The 18,932-nt window shown below is 49.5% G+C and carries 17 protein-coding genes and 1 other RNA gene; 14 read left to right on the top strand and 4 right to left on the bottom strand.

Annotated features, from left to right (window positions below; translation table 11 throughout):
- The first annotated feature begins 74 nt into the window (after window positions 1-74).
- From nadK to bamE, 3 genes are all read left to right on the top strand, one after another.
- Complete coding sequence (gene nadK, locus DDA898_RS04505; protein ID WP_013316586.1) at window positions 75-953, top strand: NAD(+) kinase; 879 nt, start codon at window positions 75-77, stop codon at window positions 951-953.
- Between the two features lie 83 nt (window positions 954-1,036).
- On the top strand, window positions 1,037-2,698 hold the full coding sequence (recN, locus tag DDA898_RS04500) for a DNA repair protein RecN (protein WP_038910358.1): 1,662 nt from the start codon (window positions 1,037-1,039) through the stop codon (window positions 2,696-2,698).
- Window positions 2,699-2,809: 111 nt separating this feature from the next.
- Entirely contained in the window at window positions 2,810-3,154 is a 345-nt protein-coding gene (bamE, locus tag DDA898_RS04495) for an outer membrane protein assembly factor BamE (RefSeq protein WP_013316584.1), read from the top strand.
- Between the two features lie 56 nt (window positions 3,155-3,210).
- Here the strand turns inward: bamE and DDA898_RS04490 are convergent, their stop codons facing one another.
- Together DDA898_RS04490 and DDA898_RS04485 are read right to left on the bottom strand one after the other, a co-directional pair.
- Entirely contained in the window at window positions 3,211-3,504 is a 294-nt protein-coding gene (locus tag DDA898_RS04490; RefSeq protein WP_013316583.1) for an RnfH family protein, read from the bottom strand.
- The gene (locus DDA898_RS04485; protein ID WP_038910357.1) at window positions 3,497-3,931 is read right to left on the bottom strand and encodes a type II toxin-antitoxin system RatA family toxin; all 435 of its coding nucleotides are present in this window, start codon (window positions 3,929-3,931) and stop codon (window positions 3,497-3,499) included. Before DDA898_RS04485 ends, DDA898_RS04490 begins: the two co-directional genes overlap by 8 nt.
- Window positions 3,932-4,086: 155 nt before the next feature.
- On the opposite strand from DDA898_RS04485, the gene smpB reads away from it, so the two are divergent.
- From smpB to DDA898_RS04440, 11 genes are all read left to right on the top strand, one after another.
- Window positions 4,087-4,569: an SsrA-binding protein SmpB gene (gene smpB, locus DDA898_RS04480; RefSeq protein WP_013316581.1), complete on the top strand. Its 483-nt coding sequence runs from the start codon at window positions 4,087-4,089 to the stop codon at window positions 4,567-4,569.
- Between the two features lie 50 nt (window positions 4,570-4,619).
- Window positions 4,620-5,000, top strand: a transfer-messenger RNA (tmRNA) gene (gene ssrA / locus DDA898_RS22060).
- A gap of 783 nt (window positions 5,001-5,783) precedes the next feature.
- A complete protein-coding gene (locus tag DDA898_RS04475; protein WP_012883992.1) occupies window positions 5,784-6,302 on the top strand; it encodes an Hcp family type VI secretion system effector in 519 nt (172 codons plus the stop codon).
- A 163-nt stretch (window positions 6,303-6,465) separates the two neighbouring features.
- Window positions 6,466-8,775, top strand: a complete 2,310-nt coding sequence (locus DDA898_RS04470; protein ID WP_038910355.1) for a type VI secretion system Vgr family protein — start codon at window positions 6,466-6,468, stop codon at window positions 8,773-8,775.
- Window positions 8,776-8,789: 14 nt separating this feature from the next.
- The gene (locus tag DDA898_RS04465; protein WP_038910354.1) at window positions 8,790-9,401 is read left to right on the top strand and encodes a DUF4123 domain-containing protein; all 612 of its coding nucleotides are present in this window, start codon (window positions 8,790-8,792) and stop codon (window positions 9,399-9,401) included.
- Window positions 9,388-9,774, top strand: a complete 387-nt coding sequence (locus tag DDA898_RS04460; protein ID WP_027713009.1) for a hypothetical protein — start codon at window positions 9,388-9,390, stop codon at window positions 9,772-9,774. The genes DDA898_RS04465 and DDA898_RS04460 overlap by 14 nt, the downstream gene beginning before the upstream one ends.
- Window positions 9,775-9,802: 28 nt before the next feature.
- Window positions 9,803-10,768: an HNH endonuclease gene (locus tag DDA898_RS04455; protein ID WP_038910353.1), complete on the top strand. Its 966-nt coding sequence runs from the start codon at window positions 9,803-9,805 to the stop codon at window positions 10,766-10,768.
- Between the two features lies 1 nt (window position 10,769).
- Window positions 10,770-11,294, top strand: coding sequence for an SMI1/KNR4 family protein (locus DDA898_RS04450; protein WP_038910351.1), 525 nt, complete (start codon window positions 10,770-10,772; stop codon window positions 11,292-11,294).
- Window positions 11,295-11,342: 48 nt separating this feature from the next.
- Window positions 11,343-12,107, top strand: coding sequence for a cell division cycle protein 123 family protein (locus DDA898_RS04445; RefSeq protein WP_038910350.1), 765 nt, complete (start codon window positions 11,343-11,345; stop codon window positions 12,105-12,107).
- 11 nt (window positions 12,108-12,118) lie between these two features.
- Complete coding sequence (locus tag DDA898_RS22055; protein WP_071604502.1) at window positions 12,119-12,418, top strand: PAAR domain-containing protein; 300 nt, start codon at window positions 12,119-12,121, stop codon at window positions 12,416-12,418.
- Between the two features lie 393 nt (window positions 12,419-12,811).
- The gene (locus tag DDA898_RS04440) at window positions 12,812-15,883 is read left to right on the top strand and encodes an NACHT domain-containing protein (RefSeq protein ID WP_038910348.1); all 3,072 of its coding nucleotides are present in this window, start codon (window positions 12,812-12,814) and stop codon (window positions 15,881-15,883) included.
- A gap of 464 nt (window positions 15,884-16,347) precedes the next feature.
- On the opposite strand, the gene DDA898_RS04435 is transcribed toward DDA898_RS04440, so the two are convergent.
- Both DDA898_RS04435 and DDA898_RS04430 read right to left on the bottom strand, forming a co-directional pair.
- Entirely contained in the window at window positions 16,348-18,027 is a 1,680-nt protein-coding gene (locus DDA898_RS04435) for a hypothetical protein (RefSeq protein WP_038910347.1), read from the bottom strand.
- Window positions 18,024-18,926, bottom strand: coding sequence for a hypothetical protein (locus tag DDA898_RS04430; protein ID WP_038910345.1), 903 nt, complete (start codon window positions 18,924-18,926; stop codon window positions 18,024-18,026). Before DDA898_RS04430 ends, DDA898_RS04435 begins: the two co-directional genes overlap by 4 nt.
- Window positions 18,927-18,932 lie beyond the last annotated feature (6 nt).

Raw genomic sequence — 18,932 nt, 5'->3', positions numbered from 1 at the left:
TCACATATTGTTGGTCCGGCTATCGGTCCAAAAACCGTGAGCCTCCGGTGCTCTCATGAGGATAAGGCACCCAAATGAACAGATCGTTTAACTGCATTGGCATTGTCGGTCACCCGCGTCATCCAAATGCCCTGACCACCCACGAAATGCTGTATCACTGGCTGCGCGCACAGGGTTACCGCGTGGTGATCGAGCAGCAGATCGCCCGCGAGTTGCAGCTAACGGACGCCGCCACCGGCAGCCTGTCGGAAATCGGTCAGCAGGCGGACCTGGCGGTGGTGGTCGGCGGCGACGGCAACATGCTGGGCGCGGCGCGGGTGCTGTCGCGCTACGATATCAACGTCATTGGCGTCAACCGCGGCAATCTCGGTTTCCTTACCGACCTCGATCCGGATCATACCCAGCAACAGCTAAGCGAAGTGCTGGCCGGGCGTTACATCCGCGAACAGCGTTTTATGCTGGAAGCACAGGTGTGCCGCGCTAATCACCCCAACAGCAGCAGCACCGCCATCAACGAGGTGGTGCTGCACCCGGGCAAAGTAGCGCACATGATTGAATTTGAAGTCTATATTGACGATAGATTCGCGTTCTCCCAGCGCTCCGACGGTCTGATCATCTCTACGCCTACCGGCTCCACCGCCTATTCGCTATCCGGCGGCGGTCCGATCCTAACCCCTTCGCTGGATGCGATCGCGCTGGTGCCGATGTTTCCGCACACCTTGTCGGCGCGGCCGCTGGTGATAAACAGCAGCAGTTCTATCCGGCTGAAGTTTTCCCACATCACCCAGGACCTGGAAATCAGCTGCGACAGCCAGATTTCGCTGCCGGTACAGGAGGGCGAAGAGGTGCTAATCCAGCGCAGCCAGTATCATCTGAACCTAATACATCCTGAAAATTACAGTTACTTCAATACATTAAGCAGCAAGCTCGGCTGGTCGAAAAAATTATTCTGAAAGTAGCGCTTGCTACTTTACTGTACAAAAAACCAGTCTATACTGTACGTAATAACAGTTGTTGTTACATACAGGAAACTATCATGCTGGCGCAACTCACAATCAGTAACTTCGCCATTGTGCGCGAACTGGAAATTGATTTTCAGGCAGGGATGAGCGTCATTACCGGCGAGACCGGGGCGGGAAAATCCATTGCTATTGACGCCCTTGGCCTCTGTCTCGGCAATCGCTCCGACGCCAGCATGGTTCGCCCCGGCGCCAGCCGCGCCGACATCTGCGCCCGCTTTTCGCTGGCGGACACCCCGGCCGCGTTGCGCTGGCTCGAACACAACCAGCTTGATGACAACAATGAATGCCTGCTGCGCCGGGTTATCAGCGCCGACGGCCGCTCCCGCGCCTTTATCAACGGCACGGCGGTGCCGCTGTCGCAACTGCGTGAACTGGGCCAGCATCTGATTCAGCTTCATGGGCAGCATGCCCACCAGTTGCTGCTCAAGCCGGAACATCAACGCCATCTGCTGGATGCCTATGCCGATGAATCGCAACTGCTCAGCGCCATGCGCCAGATCTGGCAGCAGTGGCATCAAAGCTGCCGCGAACTGGCGCAGCTCCAGCAAGCCACCATCGAGCGGGAAGCGCGCCGGGAATTGCTGCAATATCAGCTCAAAGAGCTGAACGAATTTGCGCCCCAGTCGGGCGAGTACGAGCAGATTGACGTCGAATACAAGCGGCTCGCCAACAGCGGACAACTGATGTCCCTCAGCCAGCAGACGTTGCAGATTCTCAGCGAAAGCGAAGATCAAAACCTGCTGAGCATGCTGCACAGCGCCAGACACCAACTTTCAGAACTGGTGAGCCTGGATGAAAAACTCTCCGGCGTGTTTTCCATGCTGGAAGAAGCCGGCATCCAGATCAGCGAGGCCAGCGACGAACTGCGCCATTACTGTGACAGTATGGATCTGGACCCAATCCGACTGTACGAACTGGAACAGCGCCTGTCGCGTCAGTTAACGCTGGCGCGTAAGCATCACGTGACGCCGGAAGAACTTCCCGCGTTTCATCAGCAGTTATTGCAGGAACAACAACAGCTGGAGCAGCAGGAAAGCGATCATGAAACGCTGAATCGCGCGGTGCAAGAGTTCCACCAGCAAGCCCTACATGTGGCCGAACAACTTCACGCCCGACGCAGTCAGCACGCCAATGAACTGGCGGAGTTAATCACCACCAATATGCATGAACTGGCGATGCCGCACGGCCATTTCACGATTGATGTGACCTTCACGCCGGATTCGCTGACCGCCAACGGCGCCGACCACATTGAGTTCTGCGTCACTACCAACCCCGGCCAGCCGCATCAGCCGCTGATCAAAGTGGCGTCGGGCGGTGAACTGTCTCGTATCGCGCTAATTATTCAGGTTATTACCGCCCGCAAGATGGACACCCCAGCCCTGATTTTCGACGAAGTGGATGTCGGTATCAGCGGCCCGACCGCGGCGATTGTCGGCAAGATGCTGCGTCAGCTTGGGCAATCCACTCAGGTGATGTGCGTCACCCATCTGCCGCAGGTAGCAGGATGCGGCCATCACCACTACTTTGTCAGCAAGCACACTGACGGCGCTGCGACCGAAACGCTGATGCAGCCATTGGGTAAACGCGAGCGTCTGCAGGAACTGGCGCGCCTGCTCGGCGGTTCGGCCGTCACCAAAAACACGCTGGCAAACGCCAGAGAATTGCTGGCGGCATAGTGAGGCTCAACTTTTTCGAATTCCCGCGGTCTTACAGACGTCTTGCAGGTTTTCAAGTCAGGCAAGGTCTATTATCATCTGCAACCTATGCCCTTAAGGAATGTAATCACTATGCGCTGTAAAACGCTGACTGTCGTCGCCGCGGTGGTTGTTGTTATGTTGACTGCCGGTTGTTCCACATTGGAACGTGTAGTCTATCGGCCTGACATCAATCAGGGGAACTATCTGGCACCCGCTGACGTTGCCAAGATCCGTAACGGAATGACCAAACAACAGGTTATCTACACGTTGGGCACTCCCATGCTGCAGGATCCGTTTGGATCAGACACCTGGTACTATGTCTTCCGTCAGCAACCGGGGCACGAAGCCGTGAAACAGCAAACACTGACTCTGACCTTCAACAGTCAGGGCGTGTTGGCTAATGTGGACAACAAGCCCACGTTGCAGACGCAGTAAGTGAACAGGCCCGGTGAGGTTAGCCTCGCTGGCTGACCCAGAAAAAATAAGGCACGTTACCGTGCCTTATTTTTTGAACGTTCCGCGCGCTGACGGCGTAACTCCTTGGGATCCGCCAGTAACGGCCGATAAATTTCCACCCGATCACCATCGCTGAGCACATCGGTCAGTTTCGCCGGGCGGCTAAAAATGCCGATTTTATTGATGCCAAGATCGATATCCGGGCGCAGGGCCAGCAAGCCGGAAGCCTGAATAGCCTGCTCCGCTGTACTCCCTTCTTCCAGCGTCAGCGATCGCAAGTACTGGCGCTCCGGCAACGCGTAGACCACTTCGACACGAATTTCAGGCACAATAAACCTCTTTGGCGCGCAGGGTGAACGCCTGCACCATATTATTGGCCAATTCTTTGAAAATTTTGCCAAATGCCATTTCAATCAACACATTCTTGAATTCAAAATCCAGATTCAGCTCGACCTTACAGGCGTCATCGCTCAGCGGTATAAAACGCCAGTCACCGGTCAACTGACGGAACGGACCGTCCACCAGTTGCATTAAAATACATTGATTATCAATAAGCGTATTGCGGGTGGTAAACGTCTTACTGATACCGGCTTTCGACACATCAACCGCCGCCGTCATTTCACTCCCGGAGGAAGACAGTACCCGGCTACCAGTGCATCCAGGCAGAAAAGCCGGGTAAGACGAGACATCATTCACTAATTTATACATCTGCTCGGCACTGAACGGGACCAGCGCAGACCGGCTGATTTTAGGCATACAATTTTCCGTGATTCATAAAACGCGCAAAATAATACCATCGATGAGCGGTCAGACAAAAATTCTGCGAGGGGCATCGCACCCGTTCACAAAGAACGGTATGAATCCCGGCGAGGGATTTCATTCACGACGACAACCAGTATAATGACGGCACTATGACAAAGAAAAAAGCACATAAACCCGGTTCTGCCACCATTGCGCTCAACAAGCGCGCCCGCCATGAATACTTCATAGAAGAAGAGATTGAAGCGGGATTGGCACTTCAGGGGTGGGAAGTCAAATCACTGCGCGCAGGCAAAGCCAATATTAGCGACAGCTATGTGTTGATGCGTGATGGCGAAGCTTACCTTTTCGGCGCCACATTCACACCGCTGCACGGCGCCTCCAGCCATGTGGTTTGCGATCCGACGCGTACCCGCAAACTGCTGCTGAACCAGCGCGAGTTGGATTCGCTGTACGGCCGTGTCAATCGTGAAGGCTATACGGTAGTGGCACTGTCGCTGTACTGGAAAAATGCCTGGTGCAAGGTCAAGGTTGGCGTCGCCAAGGGTAAAAAAGAGCACGACAAGCGTGACGACATCAAAGAGCGCGAATGGAAGCTGGATAAAGCGCGCATCATGAAAAATGCCGCCCGCTAACGGTCGCTAGCTTAGTACGCCATCTTTCTGTTATAATAAAAGAATATCTTGGGGCTGATTCTGGATTCGACGGGATTCGCGAAACCCAAGGTGCATGCCGAGGGGCGGTTGGCCTCGTAAAAAGCCGCAAAAAAATAGTCGCAAACGACGAAAACTTCGCACCTGCTGCTTTAGCAGCTTAATCAGCCTAAGAAACTGAAGGTGTCCTCTCTCCCTAGCCTCCGCTCTTAGGACGGGGATCAAGAGAGGTCAAACCTAAAAGAGATCGCGTGGATGCCCTGCCTGGGGTTGAAGCGTTAAATCCAATCAGGCTAGTTTGTTAGTGGCGTGTCTGTCCGCAGCTGGCAAGCGAATGTAAAGACCAGACTAAGCATGTAGTACCGACGGTGTAGGAATTTCGGACGCGGGTTCAACTCCCGCCAGCTCCACCACATTTGATAGGACAGCAGCAGGACAACGTCTTTAAATACAACCAATTAAAGACACAGGCCTGACAGTGACTGGACTATAAAAGGACTAGATTATGCACGTGAACTGCACGTGCATTTCACGTCTATCCCGACAACCCCTGAGTCGAAATCAGGGGTTTTCTGTTTGTAAGAAAATGAAATAAGAAATCCTGCACTGCTATCCTTACCCGAATCGAGTGCTGCTTTTTCCCATGCCGGAATACCTTTCTCTATCGATTGGCAGGATATATACGGTGTGACAATGTACTGCAAACACGCTGGAATCCTGATGTTCCTCTCTCTGTATTATCTCAATAGTGCGGATGGCGGATCTGAACGCCTTTCCTCAACAAACAGCAAAGCTTCACCAAAACCAGACAACCGCGAATAGAGTGAAGTAGATGTACTTGCTTCCTGTTTATCGCGCTTCCTGACGCACATTCCTCTGCCAGACTCCAGCGATCGCACAGAACACATTACGTGATATTTGTCACATAAAAACAGGTGTCAGATGCTCACAAAACAACCACCAACAGAACAAATGCAAAATCTGCGCAATTTCTTGCTCACTTTCCAGCATAAATCCCTGTTTGCGCAATGGATGCCGTTTTTTCGGGAAGTCTGCGCAATTTTTTGCTCAAATTTGACTTAGGGAAAATGGCGATATTATTTTTCTCTTTAAAAACAATAGAATAAAAACTGGCACAGTCATTGCTTTGTAAACGGTGAAGTCACACTAACCGTTCAACAACAAGGAGCAAGACTATGCCAACCCCATGCTATATCAGCATCGAAGGTAAAACGCAGGGCAACATCACCGCCGGTGCCTTCACCTCCGACTCCGTCGGCAACATCTACGTGCAGGGCCACGAAGACGAGATGCTGGTGCAGGAATTCAAACACATCGTCACCGTCCCGACCGACCCGCAGTCCGGCCAGCCTGCCGGTCAGCGCGTGCACAAACCGTTCAAGTTCACCGTCGCGCTGAACAAGGCCGTCCCGCTGCTGTATAACGCGCTGGCCTCCGGCGAAATGCTGCCGACCGTGACCCTGAAGTGGTACCGCACCTCCGTCGAAGGCAAGCAGGAGCATTTCTTCACCACCAAACTGACCGACGCCACCATTGTCGACATCAACAACCAGATGCCGCACTGCCAGGACCCGTCCAAGCAGGATTACACCCAGCTGATCGAAGTGTCGCTGGCGTACCGCAAAATCGACTGGGAACACACCGTGGCCGGGACTTCCGGCTCTGACGACTGGCGCGCGCCGATCGAAGCGTAATTGCCATCAACCCGGACTCCGGTCCGGGTTTTTCTGTTTTTGTCTGCGCTGAGCGATGGTGTGCCCATCTCTGAGTGCAGGCGCATTCATTGTGATAGTGCACTGACACACGGCACAGACCGGGTGTGCGGTAGCTATGGAGCCGGGGAAAGGAGGAAGCAGGGTGGCCAACAGTACAGGATTGCAGTTTACCGTGAAAATCGGCGCATTGGCGGACACCACCTTCGCGGTGGTGGATTTTGAGCTGAGCGAGGCGCTGAACCAGCCGTTTGCGCTGTCGCTGAGCCTTGCCAGCAGTCAGGCGGATATCGACTTCGGCGCGGTGCTGGACCAGCCATGCGAGCTGCTGGTGTGGTACGAAGGCGAACTGCAGCGCCGGGTCAGCGGTATCGTCAGCCGCTTTGCCCAGGGCGACACCGGTTTTCGCCGCACCCGCTACCAGGCCGAGGTACGCCCGGCGCTGTGGCGGCTCGGTCTGCGCACCAACGCCCGTATCTTCCAGACCAAAAAACCGGATGAGATCATCACCGAACTGTTGCAGGAAGCCGGTATCAGCGATTTTGCCTTTGCCCTGCGCCACGACCACGCGGTGCGCGAGTACTGCGTGCAGTACCGCGAAAGCGACCTGGCGTTCATCAACCGGCTGGCCGCAGAAGAAGGGCTGTTCTACTTCCACGAATTCGAAGCCGGCAAGCACCGGGTGGTGTTTGCCGATGACGCCGGTGCGCTGACCAAAGGCCCGGAGCTGTTCTTCAATCTCGCCACGCAGGGGCTGAGCGAAGGGGCGTATGTGCGCCGTTTCCGTTATGCCGAGGCGGTGAGTACCGCTGAGGTGGCGCTGAAGGATTACAGCTTCAAGACCCCTGCCTACGGGCTGCTGCACAACAGGATGAGCAGCGAGCTGGACCATCAGCGTGAATCCTACCAGCACTTTGATTACCCCGGCCGCTTCAAGCAGGACCCGAGCGGCAAGGCGTTTACCGGCTACCGGCTGGACGCGCTGCGTGCCGGGGCGATGACCGGGGCGGGTGAATCCAACGCCGCCGAACTGATGCCGGGTGGCACCTTTACCCTCACCGAGCACCCGAACCCGGCATTCAACCTGGCCTGGCAGGTGGTGGCGGTGACCCACAGCGGGCAGCAGCCGCAGGCGCTGGAAGAGGAAAGCGGTGGCGAGCCGACCACCATCAGCAACAGTTTCGAGGTGGTGAAAGCCACCACCACCTGGCGGGCGGCCATGCCGTACAAGCCGATGGTGGACGGCCCGCAGATTGCCACCGTGGTCGGCCCGGCGGGCGAAGAGATTTACTGCGACGAGTTTGGCCGGGTGAAACTGCAATTCCCGTGGGACCGCTACGGTGCCAGCGACGACCAGAGCTCCTGCTGGGTGCGGGTCAGTCAGGGCTGGGCCGGTGGTCAGTACGGCCTGATTGCCATTCCGCGCATCGGTCATGAAGTGGTGGTGAGCTTTCTGGAAGGGGACCCGGACCAGCCCATCGTCACCGGGCGCACCTTTCACGCCACCAACCCGTCTCCGTATACCCTGCCGGAACATAAAACCAAAACGGTTATTCGTTCAGACTCCCACCGTGGGAGCGGATACAACGAGCTCTCTTTTGAGGATGAGTCAGGACAGGAGAATATTCATATTCATGCCCAGAAGGATATGTCAGTGAAGATATTGCACGACATGACGACACGGGTGGATTCCAGCGCAGTGGAAAGCATTGGAGAAAACCGAAGTACAGAAATCGGTAAGCATCACCAGCACCGTGTTGGCGGTAATATGAATCTGACGGTAGGAGGACAAGGGCTCGGACTGTTAGGGGGATTGTTCAGCCTGATATCCAATAGCGGCAAGTTTATGAAGAAAGAATCGGCCAAGGTTGGTGAGCCGGGTGTGGAACAGTTTGCGGATGACATCAATAAAGTCGGTGCAGCCGCAGAAACCCTGTCATTAACAGCAGGAAAATCATTTACTGATGCAGGCGGCTTCAGGTCCAACGCTGGCGTGGATATGGTATCGAAAGGCACATCGCTGGCCGGGCTACTTTCCAGCCTGATGCCGGGCTCTGGTATTTTTAATACGGTAGTCGAAAAGTTTCGTTCGGATACAACAGGAATTGCCAGTACCGAACAGGTCGGGCTTTATAAAAATACGCTGGTGGGCCACACCCAGACACTGTCCGTCGGTCAGGTATTGAAACTGTTGGTTGGCGATAAATATGACATCGAAACCAAAGGCTCTATTTTCTCCCGCACATTGAAACATACGCTGTATGCCAAAGAGAAAGTCGTCATCGGTGGTCCAGGGGGCTCGATCACTATTGATGACAGCGGTATCACCATCAAGGCGAAGACAATCAAGATGAAAGCCTCATCAATTGATATGTCCGGTGGCGCGGCAGAACAGGCAGCAGCACTGAGCAGTGATAAACCATTCTCGGAAGAATGCCCGTACAAAAAGAAATAAGCAGGGAGCTAACCATGCTGGAAAATCCGTATGACGCGGTGAGTGATAGCCTGAAAACAACGGTATTCACGCCTGCAATGATCCATGAAGATGACCAGGAAAAAACGTTACACACCTTTCTGTTACTGAATGCAGCAGCCAGTCCAGACATTGCTGTCTGCCTGGAGGGTTTTGCACCGATCTACCGCTCGTTATTCGATGTGTCCGTTCTGGATAATCTCGGCCATGTCGCACCTTACCTAGTGCAGGTTGATGCGCACAGCGATGTGCTGGACTGGTGGCTGGCAGACGGCTATATGCGGCAGTGGGGAATCATCGTGCGCAGTTCCTTGTCACTGATACCACTGGTCAGGCATTTCAAAAAATTCACCAAAGTGACTAATGGTGGAAAAACCTACTTTTTCCGTTTCTATCAGCCGAAGACGTTTAACCAGTTTATTCCACGCCTGACGCAGGAACAGTTGGCGGCATTCTTTGCCCCGCTTTATGCGGTATATGCGGAAACCACGGATGAGCCAGAGCGATTGATGTATTACACCCATGACACGAATAAATTGCATGTGGCGCAACTGGTCTTGCCTATCACACCATCACATAAGGAGAGCCCAACGCATGTGGCACTTTGACGACCTGCAAATGGAATCGCATTTGATGAGCGATAAAGACTTCTCCCGATGGTTTGTCGACGAGGTGATGGAAGCATCGCTGCCGGAACACAAGCAAGGGCATACGCCGGAAACGCTGTATACGATGACGCTGAATGGCAGGGAAATCGCTAAAAAACTCAATATCCACAAGCCGACTAACCAGGCGAAATTCCTGTATTTCATGTGGGGTATCGGATCGAACTTCTTTGAATTTGATGGCTTTAAGCAAATCCTTACGGATACAGAGCGGAGTGAAGATGAGCGGCTGGAGGCACTCTTCACCGACGTCAGCGAAGATCAAGGTGCAGATGCCGTTATGAAGAGTCACCCGAATTACTGGTTTCCGGAGTGAACCGGTTAGACCATCAAAGGAGAAAGCCATGGCGAATATCAGATCGCGAAGCGAAAGCCCGGAGATCGAAGCCGATCGCAAAAAAGTGATGGATATGGAGTCACAATATAACGACCTGATCGTGGATAGCGGTCTGGCAGCGGCAGGGGCTGCGCCACCGCCGTTTGGTACGGCGGCGGACGTCGTATCGTTAGGACGTTCATTATTTAAAGGTGACTGGGGCGGAGCCGCCCTTGATGCTTTAGGGTTTATCCCGATACTGGGTGATGGGGCTAAAGCTGGAAAAATCGCGGCAAAAGTGGAAAAAGTCACCGCTGCGCTGTCGAAAGCCAAAGCAGCCCTGAATACAAAAGTATTTGCGACAACACGGGAAAACGCCAAGAAATACTGGAAAGAGCTAATAGCAAAAAGAAAGCAGGAAAAACTGGATAAAGAGCTGGGGAAATGTAAAACAGAAGAATGTAAAAAACTGGCCAAAGAAAAATTTGAGAAAGATAAATCAATGGATCCAGGACGCCTCCCCTCCTCCGAAAAAGGGAGTTGGGTGGGACCTGATGGTAAACCCTGCCCACCCGGTACGGGTATGTACAAGCCTGATCCAGAGAAGAATAAAAGTCTCTATGAAGTGGTTACACGCCATGGCAAAGAAGGTGTTCCTTTCAAAGACGGACACCCCGATTTTTCAGGTTTCCCACCATTAAAAGATGGCAAACCCATCGGTGATGGGGGCAAGCCCTATCAAGTAGAAATTGATATGAAAGGTAATGGAAGCGATTTCAGCTCAGCAAGAAATGCCTTTTCAGAAAAATACGGCAAAAAACTACCTAAAGACCAAGAGCGGCTTGGCACATGGCACCATGAACCGGATGGCGTTACAATGAGCTTAGTCGACAAAGATATACACACTGCATATAAAAATAGTGAAACAGGTAGTGTAAATAGTGGAACACCACATGTAGGCGGTGACTCAATGTGGCGCAGCGAGGATTTTTAGTATGGAAATACAGAAAGAAGATTTGGTTAAGTGGGAAACGGATGATCCTGATTTAGTTATTGAATCTGTAACGATCAACAAAAGAATCGGGGATATCGAAGAAAAACTTCAGGTTCACTTGCCAGATGAATATAAAGATTATATTCATCTGGTTGCCGATCAAGCTTGCGGTCCGCTAGAAGATATAGATCATTTTTTAGTGCGGTATGATGGAAGAGTGAGAAAAGCATTAATGGCTATCTTATTCCCCACAGAACAGGTAATCAGCTCGACTAATCTTTTAAAAGAATCAATATACGAAAACAGATCACTATTACCGACTGGTCTTATCGCAATTGGTTCAGACTATGACGATGATGGTGATGCATATATTATATACGACGTAAGACCCAACTCCCCAACATATAAAAGTGTATTTCACTGGCGATATTACATCGACAATCTATCGGTTGGTGATGGGTTAGGATTGTTAGCTCTATCGCTAAAAGAATTTCTATACACACCAACGTCAGAAGATAAGTTGTAATTTTGGTACGCAGGCGCAATAACATTATAACGTCAAGGCTGAGTTGGTATGTACACTGAGCACAAACAGACTTTTATCGAAAACTGGCCGGAAACGCTTTTGACGCTTTCTTTCCAGAGCGAAGGCATTGAGCTTCATGAACGGGACGTTATAGCGATCGGTGCTTGTACTAGCGAGTTCATGGATGCGAAACGATTACTGGAAAAGCCACTATTTTCTGAACAATTACGCGATGATATCGAGTATATATTGTCGAAATTTACTACGCCGGTTTTCGTGAGATTTGGTGGTGTCAGTTATCATGAAGCAACCATTCCGCGGGCCAACAGCGTGGATGACGTGATCAGGCAATTGTCTGTTTCCAGTCATCGAGTGGCATCCTATCTTTGGGATTGTCTGCAATCATCAACACCAGCCTGGCTATTTTTGCGGGGATGGCATGATATTCCACGATGGAGCGAATTCAGGTGCTTTATAAAGGATGGTAACGTCGTCGGTGTATCCCAATATCATTGTCTGGAATATTTTCCTTTCTTAACCGAACATGCCGATGAAATACGCCAACAAATCATTCAGTTTCTGCAAAAATTGATACCGTTACTACATATGGATAGTGTTGTTGCAGATATCGCAATTACCCATCAGAACGGACAATACGACACAATGTTGATCGAACTTAATCCGTTTATTCAGCGTACTGATGCCTGCCTGTTTTCCTGGCTGAATGGCGGGGATTTTAATGGCCGCATAAGAGTGAATCTTAGTCAGGCGGATGCGTTGGCAGAAAAGCGCAGAAGGCCTTATCTACTATAGGAGAAATATCCATGGGAAAACCCGTCGCAATACTCGGTCACATGCATGTCTGTCCAAAAGTCGAACCCGGCCCAGTACCGCATGTAGGTGGCCCAATTATTGATGCAGGACAGTCAGTTGTTACTATCAATGGAACCCCTGTTGCCGTTGTCGGGGGAAAAGCGTTGTGTACTGGTGTAGGCATGCAGGATGGACTGGTTTCGGGGTCATCTCTCTTTACTATTGAAGGCAAGCCAGTTGTAAGAATGGGCGATGGATGTGCTCACGGTGGAAAAATAGTACAAGGTTGGCCAACAATAACATCTGATTGAATAGATGTACTCCCTCTATATCTGCAGCACCAATACCATCGGCTCACTAAGCAGCCTTGATCTACCCAACGATAAAGAAATACAAAAACTCGTTGAGGCGAGTCTTTGCTGAAAGAATAAAAACCTTGTCGAGCGCCTCAGAGCGTGAAGCGGACATTTTAACATTCTAATCCAAAATAACTGTTAGGTACTAATGAAGACATTATTAATATCGGTTTTTCAATCAATGGATAGCGGGCAGTTTGTTTGAAAATTCTTTTAATTTTCATATATAAATAAGATAAATTTTACTATTGACTTAAATACTTGGGTGTTGCAAATAATGAGCTAACACTTTAGATGTCAGAAAATGCCTTCGCCTCAAAGATAACAAATTATTAGCAAGGAGTTGTTGTGGCAAAAGAAGATGAATCAGTTAGCATTTCAGAAAAAGGATTGGAAATCATTGAAAGAATATTTAATTCATTATGGTCTAATAATACATCTCAAGATATATGGCACTGGTTGATTTTGGCTTTATTTATTATTACAATAGGGGGATGTATAGTAATATTTTTATTAAAATCGTTTGGGGAAGTAATTGAGCTTCTCATAAAATTCATTGAGATATACAAAACCAGTGGCCTTCCTGTTTGGTTAAGCAAAGACAATGAAAAAAGAGTTAGAAGAAGAAAGCAATTTTGTGCAGTACTTGAAGCAGACCTTGCTTATTTGGCTAAAGCAGAAAACTGGAATGATCAATATTTTACTGACCTTGAAGCTGAGGTGGAATCTGAGGGAGGGTATTATGCTTCTGCCATAGACAAGTTGCGCAGAAAAAAATCTTTTGGATTACGTAAGGAACGCTCGCTTGTTCGAGCCATCACATCCAGTACTGAGCGTGCGATGCAACTGGTCGGTGAACCTGGGTCAGGGAAAAGTGTGGCATTACGGCATCTTGCAAAGCAGTTAGCTGAGCAAGGTAAAAAATCAAATGATAAAAATGCAACAGTCCCGCTTTATATCAACCTTCGTGAGATGGAATTCAGTAATGCTGATGCAGTAAACGTGGATACCGTGCGTGAATTCATACTCGATAATATTCGTCGAGGAGATGCTGATACTTCAGCATTTGTTAAAGAAAACTGGGACGACTACTGTAACAGAGGATTATGGCTATTCCTATTTGATTCATTTGATGAAATTCCCGCCGTTCTCCATTCGGTAAGTGGAGACAACATAATAAGAAGTTACTCTCAAGCACTCAGGCAGTTCTTGGAGGGCATGGGAGAATGCAAAGGGATATTAGCATCACGGGAATTTAAAGGCCCTGAAGCTCTCCCCTGGAAAAAACTGAGGATTCTACCACTGAGTGGGGATAAGCAAGATGAACTGATACGTAATTCTTTCCTTAAAGAAGAACATATGAATTTGGTTCGTCAACACCTTGCTGGCTCTCATAGCAGTATAGGTTCAACACCACTATTCTTAACACTACTGTGCCGATACGTCAGGGATGAGCAACATGCTCCTAGTAACGATCATGACATATTGCTGCAGCATATTGAAAGGCTGGCAAAACGTGAACCAGATTATTTGTTTCGTAAGTATACGTTAAATCCTGAAGAACTGATCATCGGGGCCGAGCGCTTAGCCAGGCTATTTGCAGAAGATGATACATTGAGTCTGGCACCTTCTCTCGACCAGATACGGGTGAAATTAAAAAATGAAGAGCTTCCTGGGAAATCTCTTGAGAATCTCATTTCTGCACTAGTTGATTCTAAAATTGGAAGGGCCGATGTTCCTAATGCAGCTCCGGGCGACCGTCGTTTTGCTTTTGCTCACCGTCGTTATCAGGAAGCTCTATTTGTCCGCTACCTTACAGGCCACCCGAATATTCTCTCAGCGACAGAGCTTCTTACACAGGACCGTTGGCGTGAATACACTGTTACGCTTTTGCAAACCTGTAGTTTTGAAGCAATAAACAGCATCTTAGTGCAAGCCAGTGTCATACTGGAAGAAAGTTGTACGGTAAATAAATATACTCACTGTGGGACTCCCCCTCTTCCAGAAGATTTGATCTATTTTGACTGGACCTCTGAAAAGGCAATTCCTCTTCTTAGTTTGCTACAGGAAGGACTAGCTCATCGCATTCATGACGTACCTGAATACCTCTCTCTGGCTGCGTCTAAGTTTCTAATGCCTCGTTGGGAAAAAGGCGATTCATGGGATCGATGCGAGGTACTTCGTTTAGGTGGGCTTTTGCCACAGGATACTTTAGTTGCCTGTCTTGTAGAGACGTTCAATCATGGTACAAAATCTGAGCGGCAAAATGCTTTCAGGCAAGCGGCATTTGCTTCTAAGCTTCCAGACGAGGCAAGAGCGGTTGTTTTGAGAATGCTCTCAGACCAAGTTATACTCGCTAAAAATAGAGAGGAATTACTAACTATTGAAGCTTTGGCGGCGAGGTTACCTTCAGATATGGGGGCAAATATTGTTGTCTCGCGAGGTAAGCGTTTGAGAAACAACCTTGAATTTTTCAAAAAATCTCTACCACGGTTCTTATTAATTAACCCCTTTTCTATTATTACCACTGTAGCAAACTCAATGCTTGTTGCAATGGATATGCTACCACGACACTCGTTAAGGCACATTAAAAATAATTACCAAAGCTCAAAAATTGAAATAGATTTCACGTTTTCTTTCGCGATTCTGCTGGCCTCTTGGATTATAATTACAGTAAATTTAGTAAACAAACCAACAAACTTAACAGTAATATCTTTTATTTTATTTTCACTTTTGATATTGCTAGTTATTATTATGTTTTCTCCTTTTTTGGTTCGCCATCAAGGCAAGAAGATTAAATTTCATGATGTTATGATCTGGATTATCAAACATCTAAATATCAAGGTTTTTTTGAAAGCTTCAACTATTTTAATTTTTTTTGGGGCTGTTTTTCTATCAATTTGCTTGGCGCTGGGGTATAGCTTGTGCTGGCTGGTCAAAAAGTTTATCCCTGCACATATTTTTGACTTGGGTGAGGTGACTTTAAATATCATCTTCTTGATAGGGTTAGTTAATGTCATTGGGATTTTTTACTTATATATTGTTTTTAATTTTTTGGCTAATTACAAACGAATTAGGGTGATGAATAAAGATTCAGCTTTTAAGTTGAGAGATGAAAAAAATAAGCAAATCTCTGATTTATCAATTCTCTACTCTGCCGAAAGTTATGAGCAACTGATTTTCTGGCTTCACCATGATGACGGTTTGATTAGTAATACGCATTCAATTCGTTCCTTTTCAAGTTTTATCATGAGTTTTTTACGACATGAAAATTATGCTGGTGAAAATCCAGATAAACTAAGACCTATGTGTTTGAAGGCAAGAAAACCTTCCCCAACACCTCAGGTTGTTGAATCAGTCAGGGAACTTAAAACTTTGCGCCAATCTTTAGAAGACAGATTCGCTAAGTGTAGTAAATAAAAATCGCCCCTGCTTTCCTTCTTTAATATAGCTGAGCAGGGGATAATTATTTATCACTCTTGGAAGACCAAAACCCGTTATAGCAAAGCGAGATATTTGTTGGCACTTGGACAGAGGAAATCGCCCTTACTGAAGCCATAAAAAGCTTGCTGAATACCTCAGGGCATGAAGCGAAAGTTCTCGCATAGGTATGAAGGTATGAAGGTATGAAGGTATGAAGGTATGAAGGTATGAAGGTATGAAGGTATGACTAGGCTGTGTCCCGTAACTATTTTTTGTACAGTTCAGCATTGCTATAACTGTGCAAAAAAACGCTTTTAAGCGATAAAGAATGACCAAAATAGACGGATATTTAACCAAAAATCAAATCTCGGAAATGATTCTTGCAGCACTTTTTAGCGTGTAGGGAGGTTAAGGGACAGACCCTAACATTGACGCGTGTTGCTCTACGGGGAACTGGTCAGCTACTCAGTGAAATGTTCCGGTCGCCTGTACTCAGCAATAAACCAGGTGGGTAAGGGATGTCGATGCAGGCGTGCTGACAGCGCGATCAGCACCTGCCAGCGACCTGACCATCTGAAGTCCGAGGGGGACGCCATACCGTCAAATGTTTTAATTGACGCCTCAGCCTCTTCCCTTGTTGAAGGCCTGAGTCCGGACAGCGCTCTGGATATACCGACACTCTGAACCCCCCGCAGTGATCCGCTGAGCGTTTCGAGTAACGAAGTGGGATACCAGCGCTCAAGCGTGACTCCTTTCATCAATGGCAGCACGTGACTGCGCAAGGCTTCAAGATTTTCTTCGTCATCGAGCACTGACGCCACAGTAGCCAGTGCCGGTACAAGCGTTGATGTCTGGAAGAAATCCCGGCTGGCGGCATGTCCTCTGTCGAGCGCGATGGCATCTTCCAGAGAGTCGGTGTCGACAGGCAGGTAGCAATCTGTTTTCAGTGCACAGAGGAGCCGGGCGACAACTTCACCAGCAAGAATCTGGGTGTTGCTCCAGTCCGACTCCCCCATCAGTGCACAGAAGATCAGGGTGAGGTCAATGGTATGTCCGTCATACAGAGGAAGCCGTACACCCGGATGCTGGTTCACCAGGTGAATGATGGCCGTCAGGATCCGTGTCCGAAACTCCTCCTGATCGGGTTTTCGCTGGAGTAGTAACAGAAGGGTGGCCAAGCGTCCCAGTTCCTCAAACATAAGCTCCAGATAGAAGATGCGTTCCGGACGATACGAGAGGACCGCACGCGGTATCTCTAGTGTGGGCATCACCTTCTCAAAGTAGTCCACCAGAGCCTGCGTCTGCATGTCCACCATGGTTTCAAATCGGTTGATAAACGCGCGGTCAGCATCTAGCTGAAGTTTTACCGCCTCGGCCCACATGCGCAGTAGCAAATACTCCCCAGTAACAACGCCAGGTTTTAGATTCCCCTCGCTTTTGCCCCAGACTAGTAGTACCGCCCAGCCCATAGCGGCTGCAGCGCAGCGTCTCAAAAACTTTTTCTTGCGCGTTGCTTTACTCTGCTTCATTTCCTCGGTAGGGCATTCAAAACAGGCATCAACAAAGCGAACGAAACGACCTATTGCTGCTCCCGACTCTTCAAGACCCGCAAGGGCTGCACGCAAATCGGATTTTCCTTGGGCCAACAGCAATGTTTCGTCGAACAGAAACCGCTCTATCAAGGGTGTGAGCTGATCGCTACCCCAGAATTCGAGTCTACAGAGCGGCCGTTCAGCGACGTCTTCCGTCAGGGCTGAAAAGCCAGCCTGAGCTTCCTGTAACAACACGCCATTCGACACTAGAATAATCTTTTTGCGCAAAGGCTTGAGGTGTTCCGGCAGGCGATTTCGGAGGAAGTCGGTGCATGCTTCTCGCACGGACGGATCGATGGACTGCTGACCGCCATAAAAGTCTGCACGTCCGAGATCGCCAAATTTAATGATGAAGGCGTACACTTCATCGACACCGTTCCCATCCGGTCTGGTCGATAACACATCAACGCCTGCCTGCCCTGGGCCAATCTGCGGGCGGCTGAGCACGGAGTGCCCCATGGCTTTAAGTAATTCAGGCAGCAGTGCATCGAGCTCGTTGCGCTCGCGCAGACCGGCCAGATAATGAGAAAGAACCAGTTGAATGCTCATTCCAACACTCCTTCCCACTGTCTGTTCATGGCAAGGTCTCCGGAAACCGGATCGGTAAGCCAGGTCGAAGGTAGCTCTGTCGCGATCTGAAATGGCATCATCTCCAGGGTGGTTTCCCTGACATCATCGCCGGTAAGAACCTCAATAGCTGTCTTACTGGCGTACTTGAAATGCTGCCTGGTGATGAACTGGTCAAAAATCGATTTTTCTTCTGACTGCCTTTGAATATCCCGGTTCTCGCTGCGCTTCAGACTGGCGTATATCAGGCGCATTTCAGGTGGCATCACAAGCTCGCGAAGTTTCGGCAGTGCGTTCAGATGGCTTCGTTGTTGTTCCAGTCGTTTGAGCACGGTTTGCGCCAGTAACAATGAAGAAAACGAGGAGTTCGGGCTGGAAAGAAGTCGTAGCGTGGTCGACGGATAATCCTTCATATGATGCTGCAGGAGCGCCTGAGCCGTGTTGAGTGTAGTTGCGCTTGCAGGGAAGGAGGTTGCCAGACTTAAGGTCCAGCCGAGGGATATCGCCGGAGAAACATGAAGTGCACAAAGCCGGCACGCTGCCAGTCTGGCGCGTGATTCTTCTGTGGAAGAAAGATCATACGCAACTGGGCTGTTTGCCTGTAAGTGGCTTACACTCGCTTCATGCGTAAGCACTTTTGCCAGGTCGATACATTTATCCTCGGTAAGCCAGCAGGCTAGGGCTACTGTGAAAAGCTGCTCTGACTGACCAATTTCACGGAAGCAGAGAGCTGCGACCGCTAGGCATTCTTGCAAGGAGGAGTTCCTAATTGTTTCGAGACACAGCCGGGTCAGCTCCTCAATAATGGGATGACAATCAGCGTTACTGGTTTGTAATGCAGCAAGCCGACTATAAAGTTCATAAAACTGATTATTAGTCATATTACT

The organism is Dickeya dadantii NCPPB 898, assembly GCF_000406145.1.
Lineage (GTDB): Bacteria > Pseudomonadota > Gammaproteobacteria > Enterobacterales > Enterobacteriaceae > Dickeya > Dickeya dadantii.
This window is presented reverse-complemented; position numbering and strand designations above follow the sequence as displayed.